The sequence below is a fragment of the Bacillus tequilensis KCTC 13622 genome, from assembly GCF_000507145.1.
Taxonomy (GTDB): domain Bacteria; phylum Bacillota; class Bacilli; order Bacillales; family Bacillaceae; genus Bacillus; species Bacillus tequilensis.
In genome coordinates, this window is record NZ_AYTO01000019.1 from 19,218 (window position 1) to 36,865 (window position 17,648).

Here is a 17,648-nt window from a genome sequence, read left to right on the forward strand (position 1 = left end):
TGAGGTGCACACAAGATGAGTAAAAAAAGAGTAGTTGTTACAGGCCTTGGAGCTTTATCTCCGCTTGGCAACGACGTCGATACAAGCTGGAATAACGCGATCAACGGTGTGTCCGGAATCGGTCCGATCACTCGTGTTGACGCTGAAGAATATCCGGCAAAAGTAGCCGCAGAGTTAAAAGACTTCAATGTTGAAGATTATATGGATAAAAAAGAAGCAAGAAAAATGGACCGCTTTACACAATATGCGGTTGTCGCTGCCAAAATGGCGGTTGAAGACGCGGATCTTAACATTACAGATGAGATCGCGCCGAGAGTCGGTGTTTGGGTAGGATCCGGTATCGGAGGACTTGAAACGCTAGAATCTCAATTTGAAATTTTCTTAACAAAAGGCCCAAGACGGGTAAGCCCGTTTTTCGTGCCAATGATGATTCCTGACATGGCGACAGGCCAGATTTCTATTGCGTTAGGAGCAAAAGGGGTTAACTCTTGTACGGTTACTGCATGTGCTACAGGAACGAATTCAATCGGTGACGCGTTTAAAGTCATTCAGCGCGGAGATGCAGACGTTATGGTCACAGGCGGAACAGAAGCGCCTCTGACAAGAATGTCATTCGCGGGCTTCAGTGCCAACAAAGCGCTGTCTACTAATCCAGACCCAAAAACAGCGAGCCGCCCGTTCGATAAAAACCGTGACGGCTTTGTCATGGGTGAAGGTGCAGGGATTATCGTTCTTGAAGAGCTTGAGCATGCCCTGGCCCGCGGCGCTAAAATTTACGGAGAAATTGTCGGCTACGGCTCAACGGGAGACGCTTATCATATTACAGCGCCGGCGCAAGACGGTGAAGGCGGAGCGAGAGCGATGAAAGAAGCCATTAGAGATGCGGGAATTGCCCCTGAAGAAATTGATTATATCAATGCTCACGGGACAAGCACGTACTACAATGACAAATACGAAACAATGGCGATTAAAACCGTATTCGGTGAGCATGCGCATAAACTTGCGATAAGCTCTACAAAATCGATGACTGGCCACCTTTTAGGAGCGGCCGGCGGTATTGAAGCGATTTTCTCTGTGCTTGCCATTAAAGAAGGTGTGATCCCGCCGACAATCAATATTCAAACGCCTGATGAAGAATGTGACTTGGATTATGTGCCTGATGAAGCCCGCAGACAGGATCTCAATTATGTTCTCAGCAACTCATTGGGATTCGGCGGACATAATGCAACATTAATCTTTAAGAAATATCAATCATAATCACGCCAAACCGGCTGCCTTTAAAGGTAGCCGGTTTTTTTTGTGCGCATAGGATAAAATGAGGAGGCGATCACATGAGTGTGAAACAAACATATAAATGGCTCCGGCAGGCTGCTTCAATCGATGATTTGGCGCCATACATTGTCCCGCTTTTTTCAAGTGCGGAGAAAAAGAACTGGAAAGGCATTCTGGGCCATCTTCAGCATCATGGAATGTTTAAACACATAAAAGAAGGTATTCATACTGCATCCAAGCTGAAAGAAAGAGGTTTTTACGAGCATATTCAAAAGGAAGAACAGTACCTCAAAAATAAATGGCAAGGTCCTGATGTCCCGATTGTCCCGCTCCCGGTTGATGAGCGAAACAGAAGAATTCGTTTAGAATTCGGATCAAAATCAGGGCTCGCTTTTCAAGACAAAATGTTCCTCTTTCTGTCGTCAGATTTAAATTTTGCATCGGTATCTGCCCTAGTGACACATGAATATCATCATGTTTGCCGGTTAGAGCGTCTGACGAAAGAGGAAAAGGATGTCACATTACTTGATACAATCATCATGGAAGGACTTGCAGAATATGCTGTTTATGAGAGGTTCGGCCGAAGTCAAACAGCTGAATGGATATCTTGGTATACCCAGGAGCAGCTGCAAGCTTTATACGAGAAAAAGATTGCGCCCCATCAGGATATTAAACGAGATAATCGATTATTCTCCCAGCTGTTATTCGGCAAAGGATACCAGCCAAAAATGCTTGGATATGCGGTCGGATTCAATATTGTAAAAAAATATTTAACGGCCAACAAAGCAAACACGGCAGACGGGCTGTCCATTCCTGCTGAAACCTTTTTGAATGTAATGCTTTAACAGGATAAAATAATGGAATTTCATTAATAATATTACATTTATCCTAAAAAATTCTTGATTTTGCAAAATGATTGTAATAATATACAAATATAAAATTTTCGATAATTCAATATTATTTATTATTTCTGAATAAAGGGATTGCTTTCTCTTGCAAACGTTTGAAACAAGAGGGGGAAGGAGAGCTAGCATGAGCACACTTTTAGAAGTGAATAATTTAAAGACTTATTTTTTCAGAAAAAAGGAGCCGATCCCTGCGGTTGACGGTGTCGATTTTCACATCAGCAAAGGCGAAACCGTCGCGCTTGTAGGTGAATCGGGCTCCGGGAAAAGCATTACTTCTTTATCAATCATGGGCCTTGTTCAAAGCTCAGGCGGAAAAATCATGGACGGCTCTATTAAACTCGAAGACAAAGACCTCACCTCATTCACTGAAAACGACTATTGCAAAATCCGCGGAAACGAAGTATCCATGATCTTTCAGGAACCAATGACCTCCCTTAATCCGGTGTTAACAATCGGAGAACAAATTACCGAAGTGCTGATTTACCATAAAAACATGAAGAAAAAAGAAGCCAGTCAAAGAGCTGTTGAACTCTTGCAGATGGTTGGGTTCTCGCGGGCTGAGCAAATGATGGATGAGTATCCGCACAGGCTGTCCGGAGGAATGAGACAGAGGGTGATGATTGCCATCGCACTTAGCTGTAACCCTAAATTGCTCATTGCCGATGAACCGACGACAGCTCTGGATGTGACAATACAAGCCCAAGTGCTGGAGCTCATGAAGGATCTCTGCCAGAAGTTCAATACGTCGATTCTTCTCATCACCCATGACTTAGGTGTCGTATCAGAAGCAGCCGACAGAGTAATTGTCATGTACTGCGGACAAGTCGTAGAAACCGCCGCCGTTGACGACTTATTTTTAGAGCCGCTGCATCCTTACACAGAAGGCCTGCTTACATCGATTCCCGTCATAGATGGAGAGATTGATAAATTAAATGCGATTAAAGGCAGCGTGCCGACACCGGATAATCTGCCGCCGGGCTGCCGCTTTGCCCCAAGGTGTCCGAAAGCCATGGATAAATGCTGGACAAATCAGCCTTCGCTTTTGACGCACAAAAGCGGAAGAACGGTGAGATGCTTTTTATATGAGGAAGAGGGTGCCGAACAATCATGACAGCAGCTAATCAAGAAACAATCTTAGAGCTTCGTGACGTAAAAAAATACTTCCCGATCCGCTCAGGTCTTTTTCAAAAAAAAGTCGGCGATGTAAAAGCAGTGGACGGTGTTTCATTTTCATTACATAAGGGAGAAACCCTCGGAATTGTCGGAGAATCAGGCTGCGGAAAATCGACTGCCGGCAGGACGATGATCAGGCTCTACAAACCGACAGAAGGCCAAATCTTTTTTAAAGGGCAGGATATTTCCAATCTGTCAGAGGAGAAGCTGCGGAAAAGTGTCCGCAAAAATATTCAAATGGTTTTCCAAGATCCATTTGCCTCTTTGAATCCAAGAAAGACATTGCGTTCTATCATTAAGGAGCCGCTTCATACGCACAGCATGTATACGATGCGCGAACGAAACGAAAAAGTCGAAGAACTGCTTGCGAGAGTGGGGCTTCACCCATCGTTTGCCAGCCGTTATCCCCATGAATTTTCGGGAGGCCAGCGGCAGCGGATCGGCATCGCCAGAGCGCTCACGTTGAATCCTGAGCTGATCATTGCAGATGAGCCGGTTTCTGCGCTTGATGTATCCATTCAGGCCCAAGTGATTAATTTAATGGAAGAATTACAGGAAGAATTTAATCTGACGTATCTATTTATCTCTCATGATCTAAGTGTCGTCCGCCATATCAGCGACAGAGTCGGAGTGATGTATCTTGGAAAAATGATGGAATTGACCGGTAAGCATGAACTTTACGATAATCCGCTTCATCCTTATACACAGGCTCTTTTATCATCTGTCCCGGTTACAAGAAGAAAAGGATCCGTCAAACGTGAGCGCATCGTCCTGAAGGGGGAACTGCCAAGTCCGGCCAATCCGCCAAAAGGCTGTGTTTTTCACACAAGATGTCCTGCCGCAAAGCCGATATGCAAGGAACAAATACCAGAATTCAAAGAAGCTGCTCCCAGCCATTTTGTGGCTTGTCACCTTTATAGCTAATCGTTGCCCGACTAGCTTTGAGAGGGGGTATGCACTACATAAACAACAGCTGAGAAGTACGAACATTTCAAGAGGGGGAATATCTAATGAAAAGACGGAAAACCGTACTGATGATGCTAAGTGTATTGATGGTTCTGGCCATCTTTTTATCGGCCTGCTCAGGATCAAAATCGAGCAGCAGCGAGAAAAAGTCAGCAGGAAAACCGCAGCAAGGCGGAGATTTGGTTGTCGGGTCAATCGGGGAACCCACGCTCTTTAATTCTCTGTATTCTACGGACGATGCAAGTACGGATATTGAAAATATGCTGTACAGCTTTTTAACGAAAACGGATGAAAAACTAAATGTAAAATTGTCGCTCGCTGAAAGCATTAAAGAATTGGACGGCGGTCTGGCATACGATGTGAAAATCAAAAAAGGCGTTAAGTTTCATGACGGGAAAGAACTGACTGCAGATGACGTCGTATTTACGTACAGTGTCCCTTTAAGCAAAGATTATAAGGGAGAACGCGGCTCAACATATGAAATGCTGAAATCCGTAGAGAAAAAAGGCGATTACGAAGTATTGTTCAAACTGAAATATAAAGACGGTAATTTCTATAACAATGCGTTAGACAGCACAGCCATTCTGCCGAAGCACATTCTCGGTAATGTTCCGATTGCCGATTTAGAAGAAAATGAGTTTAACAGAAAGAAACCGATCGGTTCAGGTCCATTTAAGTTTAAAGAATGGAAGCAGGGCCAATATATTAAGCTCGAAGCGAATGATGATTATTTTGATGGAAGACCGTATTTAGATACTGTGACGTATAAAGTCATTCCTGATGCAAATGCTGCCGTTACACAGCTGCAGGCAGGCGATATTAACTTTTTTAATGTGCCCGCCACTGACTATAAAATGGCTGAAAAATTCAATAACGTGAAAGTCGTTACTGATTTGGCATTAAGTTATGTGTACATCGGATGGAATGAAAAAAAAGAATTATTTAAGGATAAAAAGGTCCGTCAGGCGCTGACAACCGCTCTTGACCGCGAGTCAATCGTCAACCAAGTATTAGATGGGGACGGAAAGGTAGCTTACATTCCGGAAAGCCCTTTATCTTGGAACTATCCTAAAGATATAGATGTTCCGAAATTTGCGTACAACGAGAAAAAAGCGAAACAAATGCTCGCAGAAGCCGGCTGGAAAGATACGAACGGTGATGGCATTTTAGATAAAGACGGAAAGAAATTCTCGTTTACGCTTAAAACGAACCAAGGAAATAAAGTCCGTGAAGACATCGCTGTCGTCGTTCAGGAGCAGCTGAAAAAAATCGGCATTGAAGTAAAGACCCAAATCGTTGAATGGAGTGCTCTCGTTGAACAAATGAGTCCTCCGAATTGGGATTTTGATGCAATGGTCATGGGGTGGAGTTTATCCACATTCCCTGATCAATATGACACGTTCCATTCAAGCCAGATTAAAAAGGGTTTAAACTTCGTTTGGTATAAAAATGCCGAAGCGGATAAACTCATGAAAGATGCAAAATCAATCAGCGACAGAAAGCAATATTCAAAAGAATATGAGCAGATTTATCAAAAAATTGCGGAAGATCAGCCGTATACGTTCTTGTATTACCCTAACAACCATATGGCAATGCCGCAAAATCTTGAAGGATACAAATACCATCCGAAACGTGATTTATATAATATCGAAAAATGGTGGCTTGCAAAATAATTTTCCCTTAAAGGGGAGGGAGAGCGTTTTCTCCCTCTTCTGTTTTTAATAAGGAAAGTAAAGGGGGACAAGTATATGGCTGCATATATTATCAGAAGAACCGTCATGTCTATTCCAATTTTATTGGGAATTACGATTCTATCATTTGTTATTATGAAAGCCGCACCCGGAGACCCGATGACGTTAATGATGGACCCGAAAATCAGCCAGGCTGACAGAGAGCAGTTTATTGAAAAATATGGTCTGAATGATCCTCAGTACGTTCAATATTTAAAGTGGCTCGGCAACATGGTGCAGGGTGATTTCGGAACGTCTATTGTCAGAAAAGGGACGCCTGTTTCAGAATTGATTATGGCAAGGCTGCCCAATACGCTGCTGCTGATGCTCGTTTCAACGATTATGGCTCTTATGATTTCTATTCCATTCGGTGTCCTGTCGGCAAAGCGGCCGTATTCAAAGCTCGACTATGGCATTACATTTACCTCGTTTATAGGTCTGGCTATTCCAAACTTTTGGTTTGGATTAATTTTGATTATGGTGTTATCAGTAAATCTCGGCTGGTTTCCAACCGGTGGTGTCGAGACGCTGAATACCGAATTCAATATATTTGACCGGATTCATCATTTAATTCTGCCTGCATTCGTATTAGCTACAGCTGACATGGCCGGACTGACGAGATACACGAGATCCAATATGCTTGATGTCTTAAAACAAGATTATATTCGCACAGCGAGAGCAAAAGGTTTTAAAGAGAATAGAGTGCTATTTAAACATGGATTGAGGAATGCATTATTACCCGTCATTACAATTTTCGGTTTGATGATTCCTTCATTTATCGGCGGATCTGTCGTTGTTGAACAAATTTTCACTTGGCCGGGGTTAGGAAAGCTGTTTGTCGATTCGGCATTCCAGCGTGATTATCCGGTTATCATGGCAATGACTGTGATCTCCGCGGTTCTTGTCGTTGTCGGAAACCTCATTGCAGACATCCTTTACGCGATTGTTGATCCGCGGATCGAATATTAAAAGGAGGGAAACGGAGATGTCAGAGCTGCAAACCACTCCCTCGCCGGAGATCAGGCTGAAAGAAAATATTTCGAAAAAACCAGATACGATGACCAAGATATTCTGGGAAAAATTCTCGAAAAACAAACTGGCCGTTCTAGGAGCCGTCCTGCTGTTTATCATTATTATGTCTGCTGTTTTCGCTCCTTTGATTGCGCCTTATCCCCAGGAGCAGCAAAGCCTGCTTGATAAATATAAGGCGCCGGGCCTCGAACATTTGATGGGGACGGATAAATTCGGACGTGATATTTTCAGTAGGATCTTGTATGGAGCGCGTGTCTCTTTATTGGTTGGTTTTGCGTCTGTAGTCGGTTCGATTTTGATCGGAACGGTTTTAGGAGCAATAGCTGGATATTTCAGAGGAATCGTGGATGCTGTCATCATGCGTCTGGTCGACATTGTATTATCTATTCCTGATATTTTCTTGCTTATCACACTTGTCACCATCTTTAAACCAGGTGTGGACAAACTGATTTTAATTTTCTGTCTCACAGGCTGGACCACGACAGCGCGTTTGGTAAGGGGAGAATTTTTGTCGCTTCGTTCAAGGGAATATGTTCTCGCCGCTAAAACAATTGGAACAAAGACACATAAAATTATTTTTTCTCATATTCTGCCCAATGCATTGGGGCCGATTATCGTCTCGGCGACGCTCAAAGTAGGATCTGTCATTCTCGCTGAATCAGCGTTAAGCTACTTGGGCTTCGGAATTCAGCCGCCAATCGCAAGCTGGGGAAACATGCTCCAAGATGCGCAGAATTTCACAGTCATGATTCAAGCATGGTGGTACCCATTATTTCCCGGGCTATTAATTTTAATAACCGTTCTATGCTTCAACTTTGTCGGTGACGGCCTAAGGGATGCACTTGATCCGAAAAATATTAAATAAAAATGAAAATAATATTTGTTATAAAATATAACAAAAACAGAAGGAAAGCAGATCTCTTTTTGTCAGAAAATATACAAAGAGATCTGCTTTTTGTGATTCTTATATAAATCCAGCAATTCCAGATTTCCTCAATCTCCTTGGAATAATTTCTCTGTCCCTTGCCTATACTGTGGACAACAGTTTTTATAAAAGTGAGGGGTTAGAGATGTTATTTCTTCATGATGTGTGGGTCAATTGGTTTGAAGGGGAAGAAAATGGCTACAATGTATGTCACTTTCATGAATGGCGCAAGGAAGATACGGTTGAGCTTTTGGATCAGGTGCCGCTGTTAAGGGTGCCGTCAGTGCTGTTTCATTACATAGAAAACGATCTGTCTGAGCTTCCGAAAGGTTTGCTTGAAGACGTACATCAAAAATCGTACATTCGAAAAAATCACGAGCGGACTAAGCTTGAGTATTGTTTTGTCGTAACAGACGGAATCGGCATTTTGGCTGTCGACACAATCGGCTACACAATCCCTGTCAGAAAAAGCCGTCTGATTCCAAGACAGGAGCAGCTCGTTTATGAAATGGTAAAAGATGTAGAGCCTGAAACTTATGAATTTGAGCCAAAGAAGCTGGAATCCTCAAAAGAATATCACATTTTATCATTAGCTCCGGAACACGTCAGAGGACTGACAAGAAAAGAACGGCAAATCAAGCAGCTGATGTTTATGGCGCTTGACCAATTAAAAGGGCTGAAAAACCGCGCTGAAATCGGCTACTGGTACACAGAGTGGAACCCGCATATGTATGAACAAATCAAGCGGATGAGCTTTGAAGAGATTTGGGACATGCTGTATAACGAAACAATTGAAGGCTGGTCGGACAAGCATCTGGCTTTTTGCGAAAACCTGATAAAAGGGCAGCCTTTCTTTGAAAAGCTGTGGGAAATAGAAAACGAATCAAAGGTAAACTGAAAAAACCGCTCTTGCTAAAGAGCGGTTTTTTGATCAGCGTCTTTTTCGGCCAAGACCCATGGCATTCTCCATTTTTTTCAGCATTTTGTTTGCTGCCCGGTTTGCCCGTTCCGCGCCTTCATCAAGAATCCGGTCTAATTCATCAGATTCAATCAGTTCATGATAGCGTTCTTGGATCGGTTTTAATGCGTTCACCACGACTTCTGCCAAATCACCTTTAAACTCGCCGTAGCCTTTTCCTTCGTACTTTGCTTCAAGCTCTTCAATTGTCGTATTGCCGAGGATTGAATAAATCGTAAGAAGATTGGAAACGCCCGGTTTGTTTTCTTTATCAAATTTCACTATGCCTTCAGAATCTGTCACAGCGCTTTTGATCTTCTTTTCAAGGAGCTTCGGTTCATCAAGCAACGTAATATAAGATTTCTGGTTTGGATCGGATTTGCTCATTTTCTTCAATGGATCATTCAGAGACATGATGCGTGCGCCGACTTTTGGAATTTTCACTTCTGGAACTGTAAAGATGTCGTTATATTTTTTGTTGAAGCGTTCGGCGAGATTCCGCGTCAGCTCAAGGTGCTGCTTTTGATCCTCACCAACAGGCACAAGGTCTGTTCCATACAGCAGAATATCAGCGGCCATCAGCGGCGGGTACGTTAACAGGCCGGAGACGACAGCTTCATTGCCTTTGGACTTGTCTTTAAATTGAGTCATCCGTTCAAGCTCGCCGATATACGCGACACACTGCATCATCCATCCGGCCTGCGCATGGGCGGGAACCTCTGACTGAATAAACAATGTCGCTTTTTCCGGATCAAGTCCTACAGCTAGGTAAAGCGCCGCCAGACTGCGGATATTCTTTCTTAGCTGAAGCCGGTCTTGAGGAACGGTTATCGCATGCTGATCCACAATGCAAAAATAGCTGTTATAATCATGCTGCAGTTCGACAAACTGCTTCATCGCACCGATATAGTTGCCGAGCGTAACGGAGCCGCTTGGCTGAATGCCTGAAAAAATCGTTTGTTTCATGTAAACATCAACCTCATTTCTTAAAACATAATAAAAAAGGCTCATTCTTCCCCTGTAAAAAAGGGACGAATGAACCGTGGTACCACCCTGATTATTCCATTAAAATGGAATCACTCTGACGTTTGTAACGGAGACTGCTCCGGCTGAGCCTACTTTTTCGGTTTCGGTCAGCTGCTCCAAAGTCCATTCCGCATTGCCCGTTATCTGCTCCCAGCACCGCAGACTCTCTTCAAACGGGTGAAATGTGTACTACTCTTTTTCATAGCAGGCTTTTCTTTTGATTGCTTCATTATAAATCAATTATAACCAATTGTCATCATCAAAAAACATTCTTTTTCCCGGTAATATTGTAATGATATACATAACACAGGCGCTGAAAAATCCTTAAATGATAACTGATATCAGCGTGATAACAGCAATATATTATATGTAAAAAGCAATATGGATACAAAACTCCTAAAATAGTTTTTAATCAATTTATGCTTTAATCGATAGAAGGATATTACGTTCGTGGAAGAAAAACTAACGAAGTTCAAATATTTTAAATTGATAAAATAATATTGCAATAAATTATTTGTTTCATTATAATGAACTTGTTCACTCTAGTGTTACAGCTTTTTTACAAAAATAATCAGAAAAGACGGAACAGAATAAAAGTTTCGGAAACTTAGGTTCATTTGTCTGATATTTCTGAGTGTTTAGCCGTAAGGAGCTGAAAAATTATGATTAGGGGGTTTGCGAATATGAAAAAACGTTGGTCGATTGTCACGTTGATACTCATTTTCACTCTCGTGCTGAGCGCGTGCGGCTTTGGCGGCAACGGCGGATCAAACGGTGAAGGGAAAAAGGACAGTAAAGGAAAGACGACACTTAACATTAATATTAAAACTGAGCCATATTCTTTACATCCGGGATTGGCAAAAGATTCAGTATCAGGGGGTGTTATCCGTCAGACTTTTGAAGGATTGACACGCATTAATGCAGATGGTGAGCCTGAAGAAGGCGCAGCTTCTAAAATTGAAACGAGCAAAGATGGAAAGACATATACATTTACAATTCGTGATGGCGCAAAATGGTCAAACGGCGACCCTGTAACAGCACAAGACTTTGAATATGCTTGGAAATGGGCTCTTGATCCTGTTAATGAGTCGCAGTATGCTTATGAGCTTTATTACATCAAAGGCGCGGAAGCTGCAAACACAGGAAAAGGAAGCTTGGATGACGTAGCTGTAAAAGCGGTGAACGATAAGACGTTAAAAGTTGAATTGAATCATCCGACACCGTTTTTCACTCAATTGACTGCGTTCTATACTTATATGCCGGTCAACAAAAAGGTTGCTGAGAAAAATGGAAAATGGTATACCAATGCGGGCGAAGATTACGTCTCCAACGGACCATTTAAAATGACATCTTGGAAACACAGCGGATCTATTTCTCTTGAAAAAAATGATCAATATTGGGATAAAGACAAGGTTAAGCTGAAAAACATCAAAATGGTCATGATCAACAATAACAATACTGAGCTTAAGAAATTCCAAGCTGGTGAACTTGATTGGGCAGGGATGCCGCTTGGCCAGCTTCCGACTGAATCGCTGCCAACTCTGAAGAAAGATGATTCGTTACACGTTGAAGCGATTGCTGGTGTTTACTGGTACAAATTTAATACGACGGCAAAGCCATTGAATAATGTAAACATTCGTAAAGCGCTGGCCTATTCAATCAATCGTCAATCGATCGTGAAAAACGTGACGCAGGGCGAACAAATTCCGGCTATGGCCGCAGTTCCACCGTCAATGAAGGGATTTGAAGATAATAAAAAAGGTTATTTCGACGATAACGACGTGAAAACCGCGAAAGAATATTTGAAAAAAGGTCTTAAGGAGTTAGGCCTGAGCAAAGCTTCCGACCTGCCGACAATTAAATTGTCTTATAATACGGATGATGCGCATGCGAAACTTGCTCAAGCTGTTCAGGAAATGTGGAAAAAAGACCTTGGTGTAAATGTGGAGCTTGATAATTCCGAATGGAACGTCTATATCGACAAACTTCACAGCCTAGACTATCAAATCGGGCGTATGGGCTGGCTTGCCGACTATAATGATCCGATCACCTTCCTTGAATTGTTCAAGGATAAAGACGGAGGAAATAATGATACTGGCTGGGAAAACGCGGAATTTAAAAAGCTGTTGAATGAGTCCCAAACTGAAACGGACAGTAACAAGCGTATCGAACTGCTTAAGAAAGCAGAGAAGATTTTTATGGATGATATGCCTGTTGCACCAATCTATTTTTATACGATCCCTTGGGTGCAGGACGAAAATCTGAAAGGAACTATCATTACTGGAACTGGAGAAATTTATTTCAGAAATGCGTACTTTCAATAAGTCTATGTGAAAACAACAAACCTCAAGGTATATGGGACCTATTACCCATATACCTTTCTTGCTGATCATGTAAAAACAATGGAGGTGTTTCCCCTTGCTGAAATATATCGGAAGACGTTTAATCTACATGGTTATCACTCTATTTGTCATTGTAACCGTGACTTTTTTCTTAATGCAGGCAGCACCGGGCGGGCCATTTTCGGATGAGAAAAAGCTTCCGCCTGAAATTGAAGCCAACTTAAATGAACACTATGGGTTGGACAAGCCGCTGTTTGTTCAATACCTTGGCTATTTAAAATCAGTTGCAATGTGGGATTTTGGACCGTCATTTAAATATAAAGGTCAGAGTGTTAACGACCTGATCAATTCGGGTTTCCCCGTTTCATTCACTCTTGGAGCAGAAGCTATTCTCCTCGCTTTAGCGTTAGGTGTATTGTTTGGGGTCATTGCAGCCCTTTACCATAATAAGTGGCAGGATTATACTGTCGCGATTTTGACCATCTTTGGCATTTCAGTTCCGAGCTTTATCATGGCGGCTGTTCTGCAATATGTGTTCTCCATGAAGCTTGGTCTGTTTCCAGTCGCGGGGTGGGAGTCCTGGGCATACACCTTCTTGCCTTCAATCGCACTTTCTTCCATGCCGATGGCGTTTATTGCCAGACTTTCCCGTTCAAGCATGATCGAAGTGTTAAACAGTGACTATATTCGCACAGCGAAAGCAAAAGGGCTGTCCCGTCCGGCCGTCACAGTGCGTCACGCCATTAGAAACGCTCTTTTGCCAGTTGTTACATACATGGGCCCGATGGCCGCACAAGTTTTAACGGGAAGCTTCATTATTGAAACGATTTTTGGTATTCCGGGACTTGGTGCACATTTCGTAAACAGTATTACAAACCGTGATTACACAGTCATTATGGGTGTAACGGTGTTCTTCAGCGTCATCCTGCTATTGTGTGTATTAATCGTAGACGTGCTATATGGCATTATCGATCCAAGAATCAAGCTTTCCAAAGCAAAGAAAGGAGCCTAGGCCATGCAGAACATTCCAAAAAATATGTTTGAACCAGCCGCAGCGAATGCCGGCGATGCAGAAAAAATAAGTAAAAAGAGCCTTTCCCTCTGGAAAGATGCGATGCTTCGCTTCCGCAGCAATAAGCTTGCAATGGTCGGGCTTATCATTATTGTACTTATTATTCTTATGGCGATTTTTGCGCCGGTTTTCTCAAGATATGATTATTCAACTACTAATCTCTTAAATGCGGATAAGCCGCCTTCAAAAGATCACTGGTTCGGAACAGATGACCTTGGACGGGACATTTTCGTCCGGACATGGGTTGGTGCGCGAATCTCAATCTTTATCGGTGTCGCGGCCGCTGTTCTTGATTTGCTGATCGGCGTCATTTGGGGGAGCATTTCAGGCTTCCGCGGCGGCAGAACGGATGAAATCATGATGCGTATCGCCGATATCCTTTGGGCAGTTCCTTCATTATTAATGGTTATTTTACTGATGGTCGTTCTTCCGAAAGGGCTATTTACAATTATTATTGCGATGACGATTACGGGCTGGATTAATATGGCCAGAATTGTACGCGGACAAGTGCTGCAACTGAAGAATCAGGAGTATGTCCTTGCTTCACAGACACTTGGTGCAAAAACGTCTCGTTTGCTGTTTAAACATATCGTGCCAAACGCAATGGGCCCTATTTTGGTCACGATGACATTGACAGTGCCTACTGCGATTTTTACAGAAGCCTTTTTAAGCTATTTGGGACTTGGTGTTCCGGCTCCGCTGGCAAGCTGGGGAACGATGGCTTCTGACGGATTGCCTGCATTGACCTATTATCCGTGGCGTTTATTCTTCCCTGCCGGATTTATCTGCATTACAATGTTTGGCTTTAACGTTGTCGGCGACGGATTAAGAGACGCATTGGATCCTAAGTTACGTAAATAAGGGAGTGATACGGGTGACACGCCTATTAGAAGTAAACGATTTAGCGATTTCATTTAAAACATATGGCGGAGAGGTTCAGGCAATCCGCGGGGTGAATTTTCATTTGAATAAAGGAGAGACGCTGGCCATCGTCGGAGAATCAGGTTCCGGAAAAAGTGTGACCTCTCAAGCGATCATGAAGCTGATTCCAATGCCTCCGGGCTATTTTAAGCGCGGTAAGATCTTATTTGACGGCAAGGACCTGGTGCAGCTGTCTGAAAGAGAGATGCAAAATGTCCGGGGAAAAGAGATCGGGATGATATTCCAGGATCCGATGACCTCTTTAAATCCGACGATGAAGGTCGGCAAACAAATTACGGAAGTGCTTTTTAAACACGAGAAGATTTCAAAGGAAGCGGCGAAAAAACGCGCCGTTGAGCTGCTGGATTTAGTCGGTATCCCGATGCCGGAAAAAAGGGTCAATCAATTTCCGCATGAGTTTTCAGGCGGGATGAGACAGCGGGTTGTCATTGCGATGGCTCTTGCGGCGAATCCGAAGCTTCTGATCGCCGATGAGCCGACAACTGCTCTTGATGTAACAATCCAAGCGCAAATTTTGGAATTGATGAAGGATTTGCAAAAGAAAATTGACACATCCATCATCTTTATCACACACGATCTTGGTGTGGTGGCTAACGTTGCTGACCGAGTCGCTGTCATGTACGCGGGACAGATTGTAGAAACAGGTACGGTAGACGAGATTTTCTATGATCCGAGACATCCGTATACTTGGGGGCTGCTTGCATCCATGCCGACACTGGAAAGTTCGGGAGAGGAGCAATTGACTGCCATTCCCGGCACGCCGCCTGATTTGACGAACCCGCCAAAAGGAGATGCTTTTGCGCTGCGAAGCCCTTACGCGATGAAAATTGATTTTGAACAGGAGCCGCCAATGTTTAGGGTGTCTGATACTCATTATGTCAAATCGTGGCTGCTTCATCCTGACGCGCCAAAGGTAGAGCCGCCTGAAGCGGTAAAAGCGAAAATGCGCAAACTGGCAAACACGTATGAAAAACCTGTCTTAGTGAGAGAAGGTGAATAAATTGACTGAGAAACTATTAGAAATCAAACATTTAAAACAGCACTTTGTCACGCCGAGGGGAACGGTTAAGGCTGTAGACGATTTATCATTTGATATCTATAAGGGTGAAACGTTAGGTCTGGTTGGTGAATCGGGCTGCGGTAAATCAACAACAGGGCGAAGCATTATTCGGCTTTACGACGCGACCGATGGTGAGGTGCTGTTCAACGGCGAAAATGTGCACGGGAAAAAATCGCGGAAAAAGCTGCTGGAGTTCAACCGCAAAATGCAGATGATTTTCCAAGACCCATACGCATCCCTGAATCCGAGAATGACAGTTGCTGATATTATTGCTGAGGGCCTCGATATTCATCATTTGGCGAAAACGAAAAAAGAGCGGATGCAGCGGGTTCATGAGCTCTTGGAAACAGTCGGTTTAAACAAGGAACACGCCAACCGCTACCCGCATGAATTTTCCGGCGGCCAGCGCCAAAGAATCGGGATTGCCAGAGCTCTGGCTGTTGATCCGGAATTCATTATCGCGGATGAGCCGATTTCCGCTTTGGATGTATCCATTCAAGCGCAGGTCGTGAATTTAATGAAAGAACTGCAAAAAGAAAAAGGGCTCACATATCTGTTTATTGCCCACGATTTATCGATGGTCAAATACATCAGCGACCGTATCGGAGTGATGTATTTCGGGAAACTGGTTGAGCTTGCGCCGGCAGATGAACTTTATGAAAACCCGCTTCACCCGTATACAAAGTCATTGCTTTCAGCGATTCCGCTTCCTGATCCGGACCATGAGAGAAATCGCGTCCGCCAGAAATACGATCCGTCAGTCCATCAATTAAAAGATGGAGAAACGATGGAATTCCGTGAAGTGAAACCGGGACATTTTGTGATGTGCACAGAGTCAGAATATAAAGCTTATTCATGAGCAGACAGTTCTTCAAGAGATTTCTCTTGAAGAATTTTTTGTGCAATCATAGAAAATAAGAGTGGAAACATTTACAATGAGAGGAAAAAGCGGAGGTGAAATGCGATTCACTTTCTGCATAACAAAAATGTTTTTGCGCTGCTGCTGTCTCAACCTCTTCAATCTTTAGCAGGAGTCCTTGTTACAATTGTTTTAATGGTCCGGGTCTATCAAATGACTGACTCCGTCTTTTTGGCGGGTCTTGTTTTATCGTTCATGTCGTTTGCGAGTATAGCGGCAAGCTTTTGCATCACACCGATGATTCGCAATCTCGGTTTTAAAAAGGTGCTTGCACTTGCAAATCTGCTGAGAGCGGTCTTTACAATATTAATGGCATACACCGTCAGTCATAACGGACAAGCTTCCTTTTGGGTAACGCTGCTGTTTGTTTTCTGTTTTTCTTTCGCGGGCGCCTTTTTTCAGCCGGCGAGATTTGCGCTCCTGCCGATGATTGTTCCAAAAGAGCAATATGTAAAAGCGAATGGTGTGATCTCCCTCTCGAATCAATTGTTTTTAACAGCAGGCTGGGGCCTTGGAGGCCTTCTGACGTATGCCGTGCCTTTTGAATTCGTTGTTGGTGCAGCTATTTGCCTGTTTGTTCTTTCAGGAGCTTCCATCAGTATGCTTCTCGTAAAGGAAAAAGAGACTGAAGGAACTGCTGAAACTGCATCTGCCAGAAGTATATGGAAGGATTTAATGCTCATCCCGGTTGTAAGAGACATTGCTGTAATGGACATGATAGAAGCGCTGGCGGGTTCTGTTTGGTCATCTGCTATTCTACTCGCATTTACTTCGGCTGTTTTGCATGAAACAGAGGTGTGGTGGGGGACGTTTAACGCTTCTTATTTTATAGGTGCAATGATTGGCAGTGTAATTGCCATTCGTTTTTCTGCCTTTTTTGCGCAGAACATGGGCTATGCCATTATGTTCAGCTCGCTTGTGATGTCAGTGCTGACTCTTTTGTTTTCATTTTCTCCATTTCCGCCTTTATGCGCTCTGGCTTGTGCTGCAATGGGGCCTTTTTATCAGGTGCGTGATATTTGCCAGGAAACGATCCTGCAGGAGGTCATTCCCGAGCAGATGCGTATCGGGATCATGGCTGCAAAAAATGCGATATTGACTCCTTGGTCAGGCATCACTTACTCCGTTATGGGGTTCGTGGCTGATGCGGCTGGTGCGAAAGCAGCTTTTCTCGCGTCCGCAGCATTATACGGCATGACATTTCTTATTGCACTGGCGCAGCCCAAGCTGCTTCATTATAAGCGGGAAAACCGCGTTCTATGAGAGTTTTTACATCTACGTCAAAATGAACGGAGCATCTGGCTCCGTTTTTTGCTGAAAAAA

Annotated in this window: 15 protein-coding genes and 1 other annotated feature; of the genes, 14 read left to right on the forward strand and 1 reads right to left on the reverse strand. The window is 43.5% G+C overall.

Annotation, left to right across the window (positions count from 1 at the left end; translation table 11 throughout):
* Window positions 1-15 precede the first annotated feature (15 nt).
* From fabF to V756_RS0107455, 8 genes are all read left to right on the forward strand, one after another.
* A complete protein-coding gene (gene fabF / locus V756_RS0107420; protein WP_024714100.1) occupies window positions 16-1,257 on the forward strand; it encodes a beta-ketoacyl-ACP synthase II in 1,242 nt (413 codons plus the stop codon).
* A gap of 74 nt (window positions 1,258-1,331) precedes the next feature.
* Window positions 1,332-2,117 (forward strand): DUF2268 domain-containing putative Zn-dependent protease, encoded by a 786-nt coding sequence (locus V756_RS0107425; protein WP_024714101.1) that lies wholly within the window; start codon window positions 1,332-1,334, stop codon window positions 2,115-2,117.
* A 187-nt stretch (window positions 2,118-2,304) separates the two neighbouring features.
* A complete protein-coding gene (gene appD, locus V756_RS0107430) occupies window positions 2,305-3,291 on the forward strand; it encodes an oligopeptide ABC transporter ATP-binding protein AppD (RefSeq protein WP_024714102.1) in 987 nt (328 codons plus the stop codon).
* A complete protein-coding gene (gene appF / locus V756_RS0107435; protein WP_024714103.1) occupies window positions 3,288-4,277 on the forward strand; it encodes an oligopeptide ABC transporter ATP-binding protein AppF in 990 nt (329 codons plus the stop codon). Before appD ends, appF begins: the two co-directional genes overlap by 4 nt.
* Before the next feature lie 86 nt (window positions 4,278-4,363).
* A complete protein-coding gene (locus V756_RS0107440) occupies window positions 4,364-5,992 on the forward strand; it encodes a peptide-binding protein (RefSeq protein WP_024714104.1) in 1,629 nt (542 codons plus the stop codon).
* A 75-nt stretch (window positions 5,993-6,067) separates the two neighbouring features.
* Window positions 6,068-7,018 (forward strand): oligopeptide ABC transporter permease AppB, encoded by a 951-nt coding sequence (appB, locus tag V756_RS0107445; RefSeq protein ID WP_024714105.1) that lies wholly within the window; start codon window positions 6,068-6,070, stop codon window positions 7,016-7,018.
* A 16-nt stretch (window positions 7,019-7,034) separates the two neighbouring features.
* Window positions 7,035-7,946 carry an oligopeptide ABC transporter permease AppC gene (gene appC, locus V756_RS0107450; protein ID WP_024714106.1) on the forward strand — a complete coding sequence of 304 codons (912 nt, stop codon included), beginning with the start codon at window positions 7,035-7,037 and terminating at the stop codon, window positions 7,944-7,946.
* A gap of 205 nt (window positions 7,947-8,151) precedes the next feature.
* Entirely contained in the window at window positions 8,152-8,904 is a 753-nt protein-coding gene (locus tag V756_RS0107455; protein ID WP_024714107.1) for a YjbA family protein, read from the forward strand.
* Between the two features lie 33 nt (window positions 8,905-8,937).
* Here V756_RS0107455 and trpS read toward each other — a convergent pair whose 3' ends face one another.
* Entirely contained in the window at window positions 8,938-9,930 is a 993-nt protein-coding gene (gene trpS / locus V756_RS0107460; RefSeq protein WP_024714108.1) for a tryptophan--tRNA ligase, read from the reverse strand.
* Between the two features lie 58 nt (window positions 9,931-9,988).
* Window positions 9,989-10,202, reverse strand: a binding site (T-box leader).
* Window positions 10,203-10,673: 471 nt separating this feature from the next.
* Here trpS and V756_RS0107465 point away from each other — a divergent pair.
* The 6 genes from V756_RS0107465 (at window position 10,674) to V756_RS0107495 (ending at window position 17,588) form a co-directional block, all read left to right on the forward strand.
* Window positions 10,674-12,314: a peptide ABC transporter substrate-binding protein gene (locus tag V756_RS0107465; protein WP_024714109.1), complete on the forward strand. Its 1,641-nt coding sequence runs from the start codon at window positions 10,674-10,676 to the stop codon at window positions 12,312-12,314.
* A 94-nt stretch (window positions 12,315-12,408) separates the two neighbouring features.
* Complete coding sequence (gene oppB, locus V756_RS0107470; protein ID WP_024714110.1) at window positions 12,409-13,344, forward strand: oligopeptide ABC transporter permease OppB; 936 nt, start codon at window positions 12,409-12,411, stop codon at window positions 13,342-13,344.
* 3 nt (window positions 13,345-13,347) lie between these two features.
* Entirely contained in the window at window positions 13,348-14,265 is a 918-nt protein-coding gene (gene oppC, locus V756_RS0107475; RefSeq protein ID WP_024714111.1) for an oligopeptide ABC transporter permease OppC, read from the forward strand.
* A 4-nt stretch (window positions 14,266-14,269) separates the two neighbouring features.
* Window positions 14,270-15,346 (forward strand): oligopeptide ABC transporter ATP-binding protein OppD, encoded by a 1,077-nt coding sequence (oppD, locus tag V756_RS0107480; RefSeq protein WP_081719799.1) that lies wholly within the window; start codon window positions 14,270-14,272, stop codon window positions 15,344-15,346.
* A gap of 1 nt (window position 15,347) precedes the next feature.
* Entirely contained in the window at window positions 15,348-16,265 is a 918-nt protein-coding gene (oppF, locus tag V756_RS0107485; RefSeq protein WP_024714113.1) for an oligopeptide ABC transporter ATP-binding protein OppF, read from the forward strand.
* 105 nt (window positions 16,266-16,370) lie between these two features.
* Window positions 16,371-17,588 (forward strand): MFS transporter, encoded by a 1,218-nt coding sequence (locus V756_RS0107495; protein ID WP_081719800.1) that lies wholly within the window; start codon window positions 16,371-16,373, stop codon window positions 17,586-17,588.
* Window positions 17,589-17,648 lie beyond the last annotated feature (60 nt).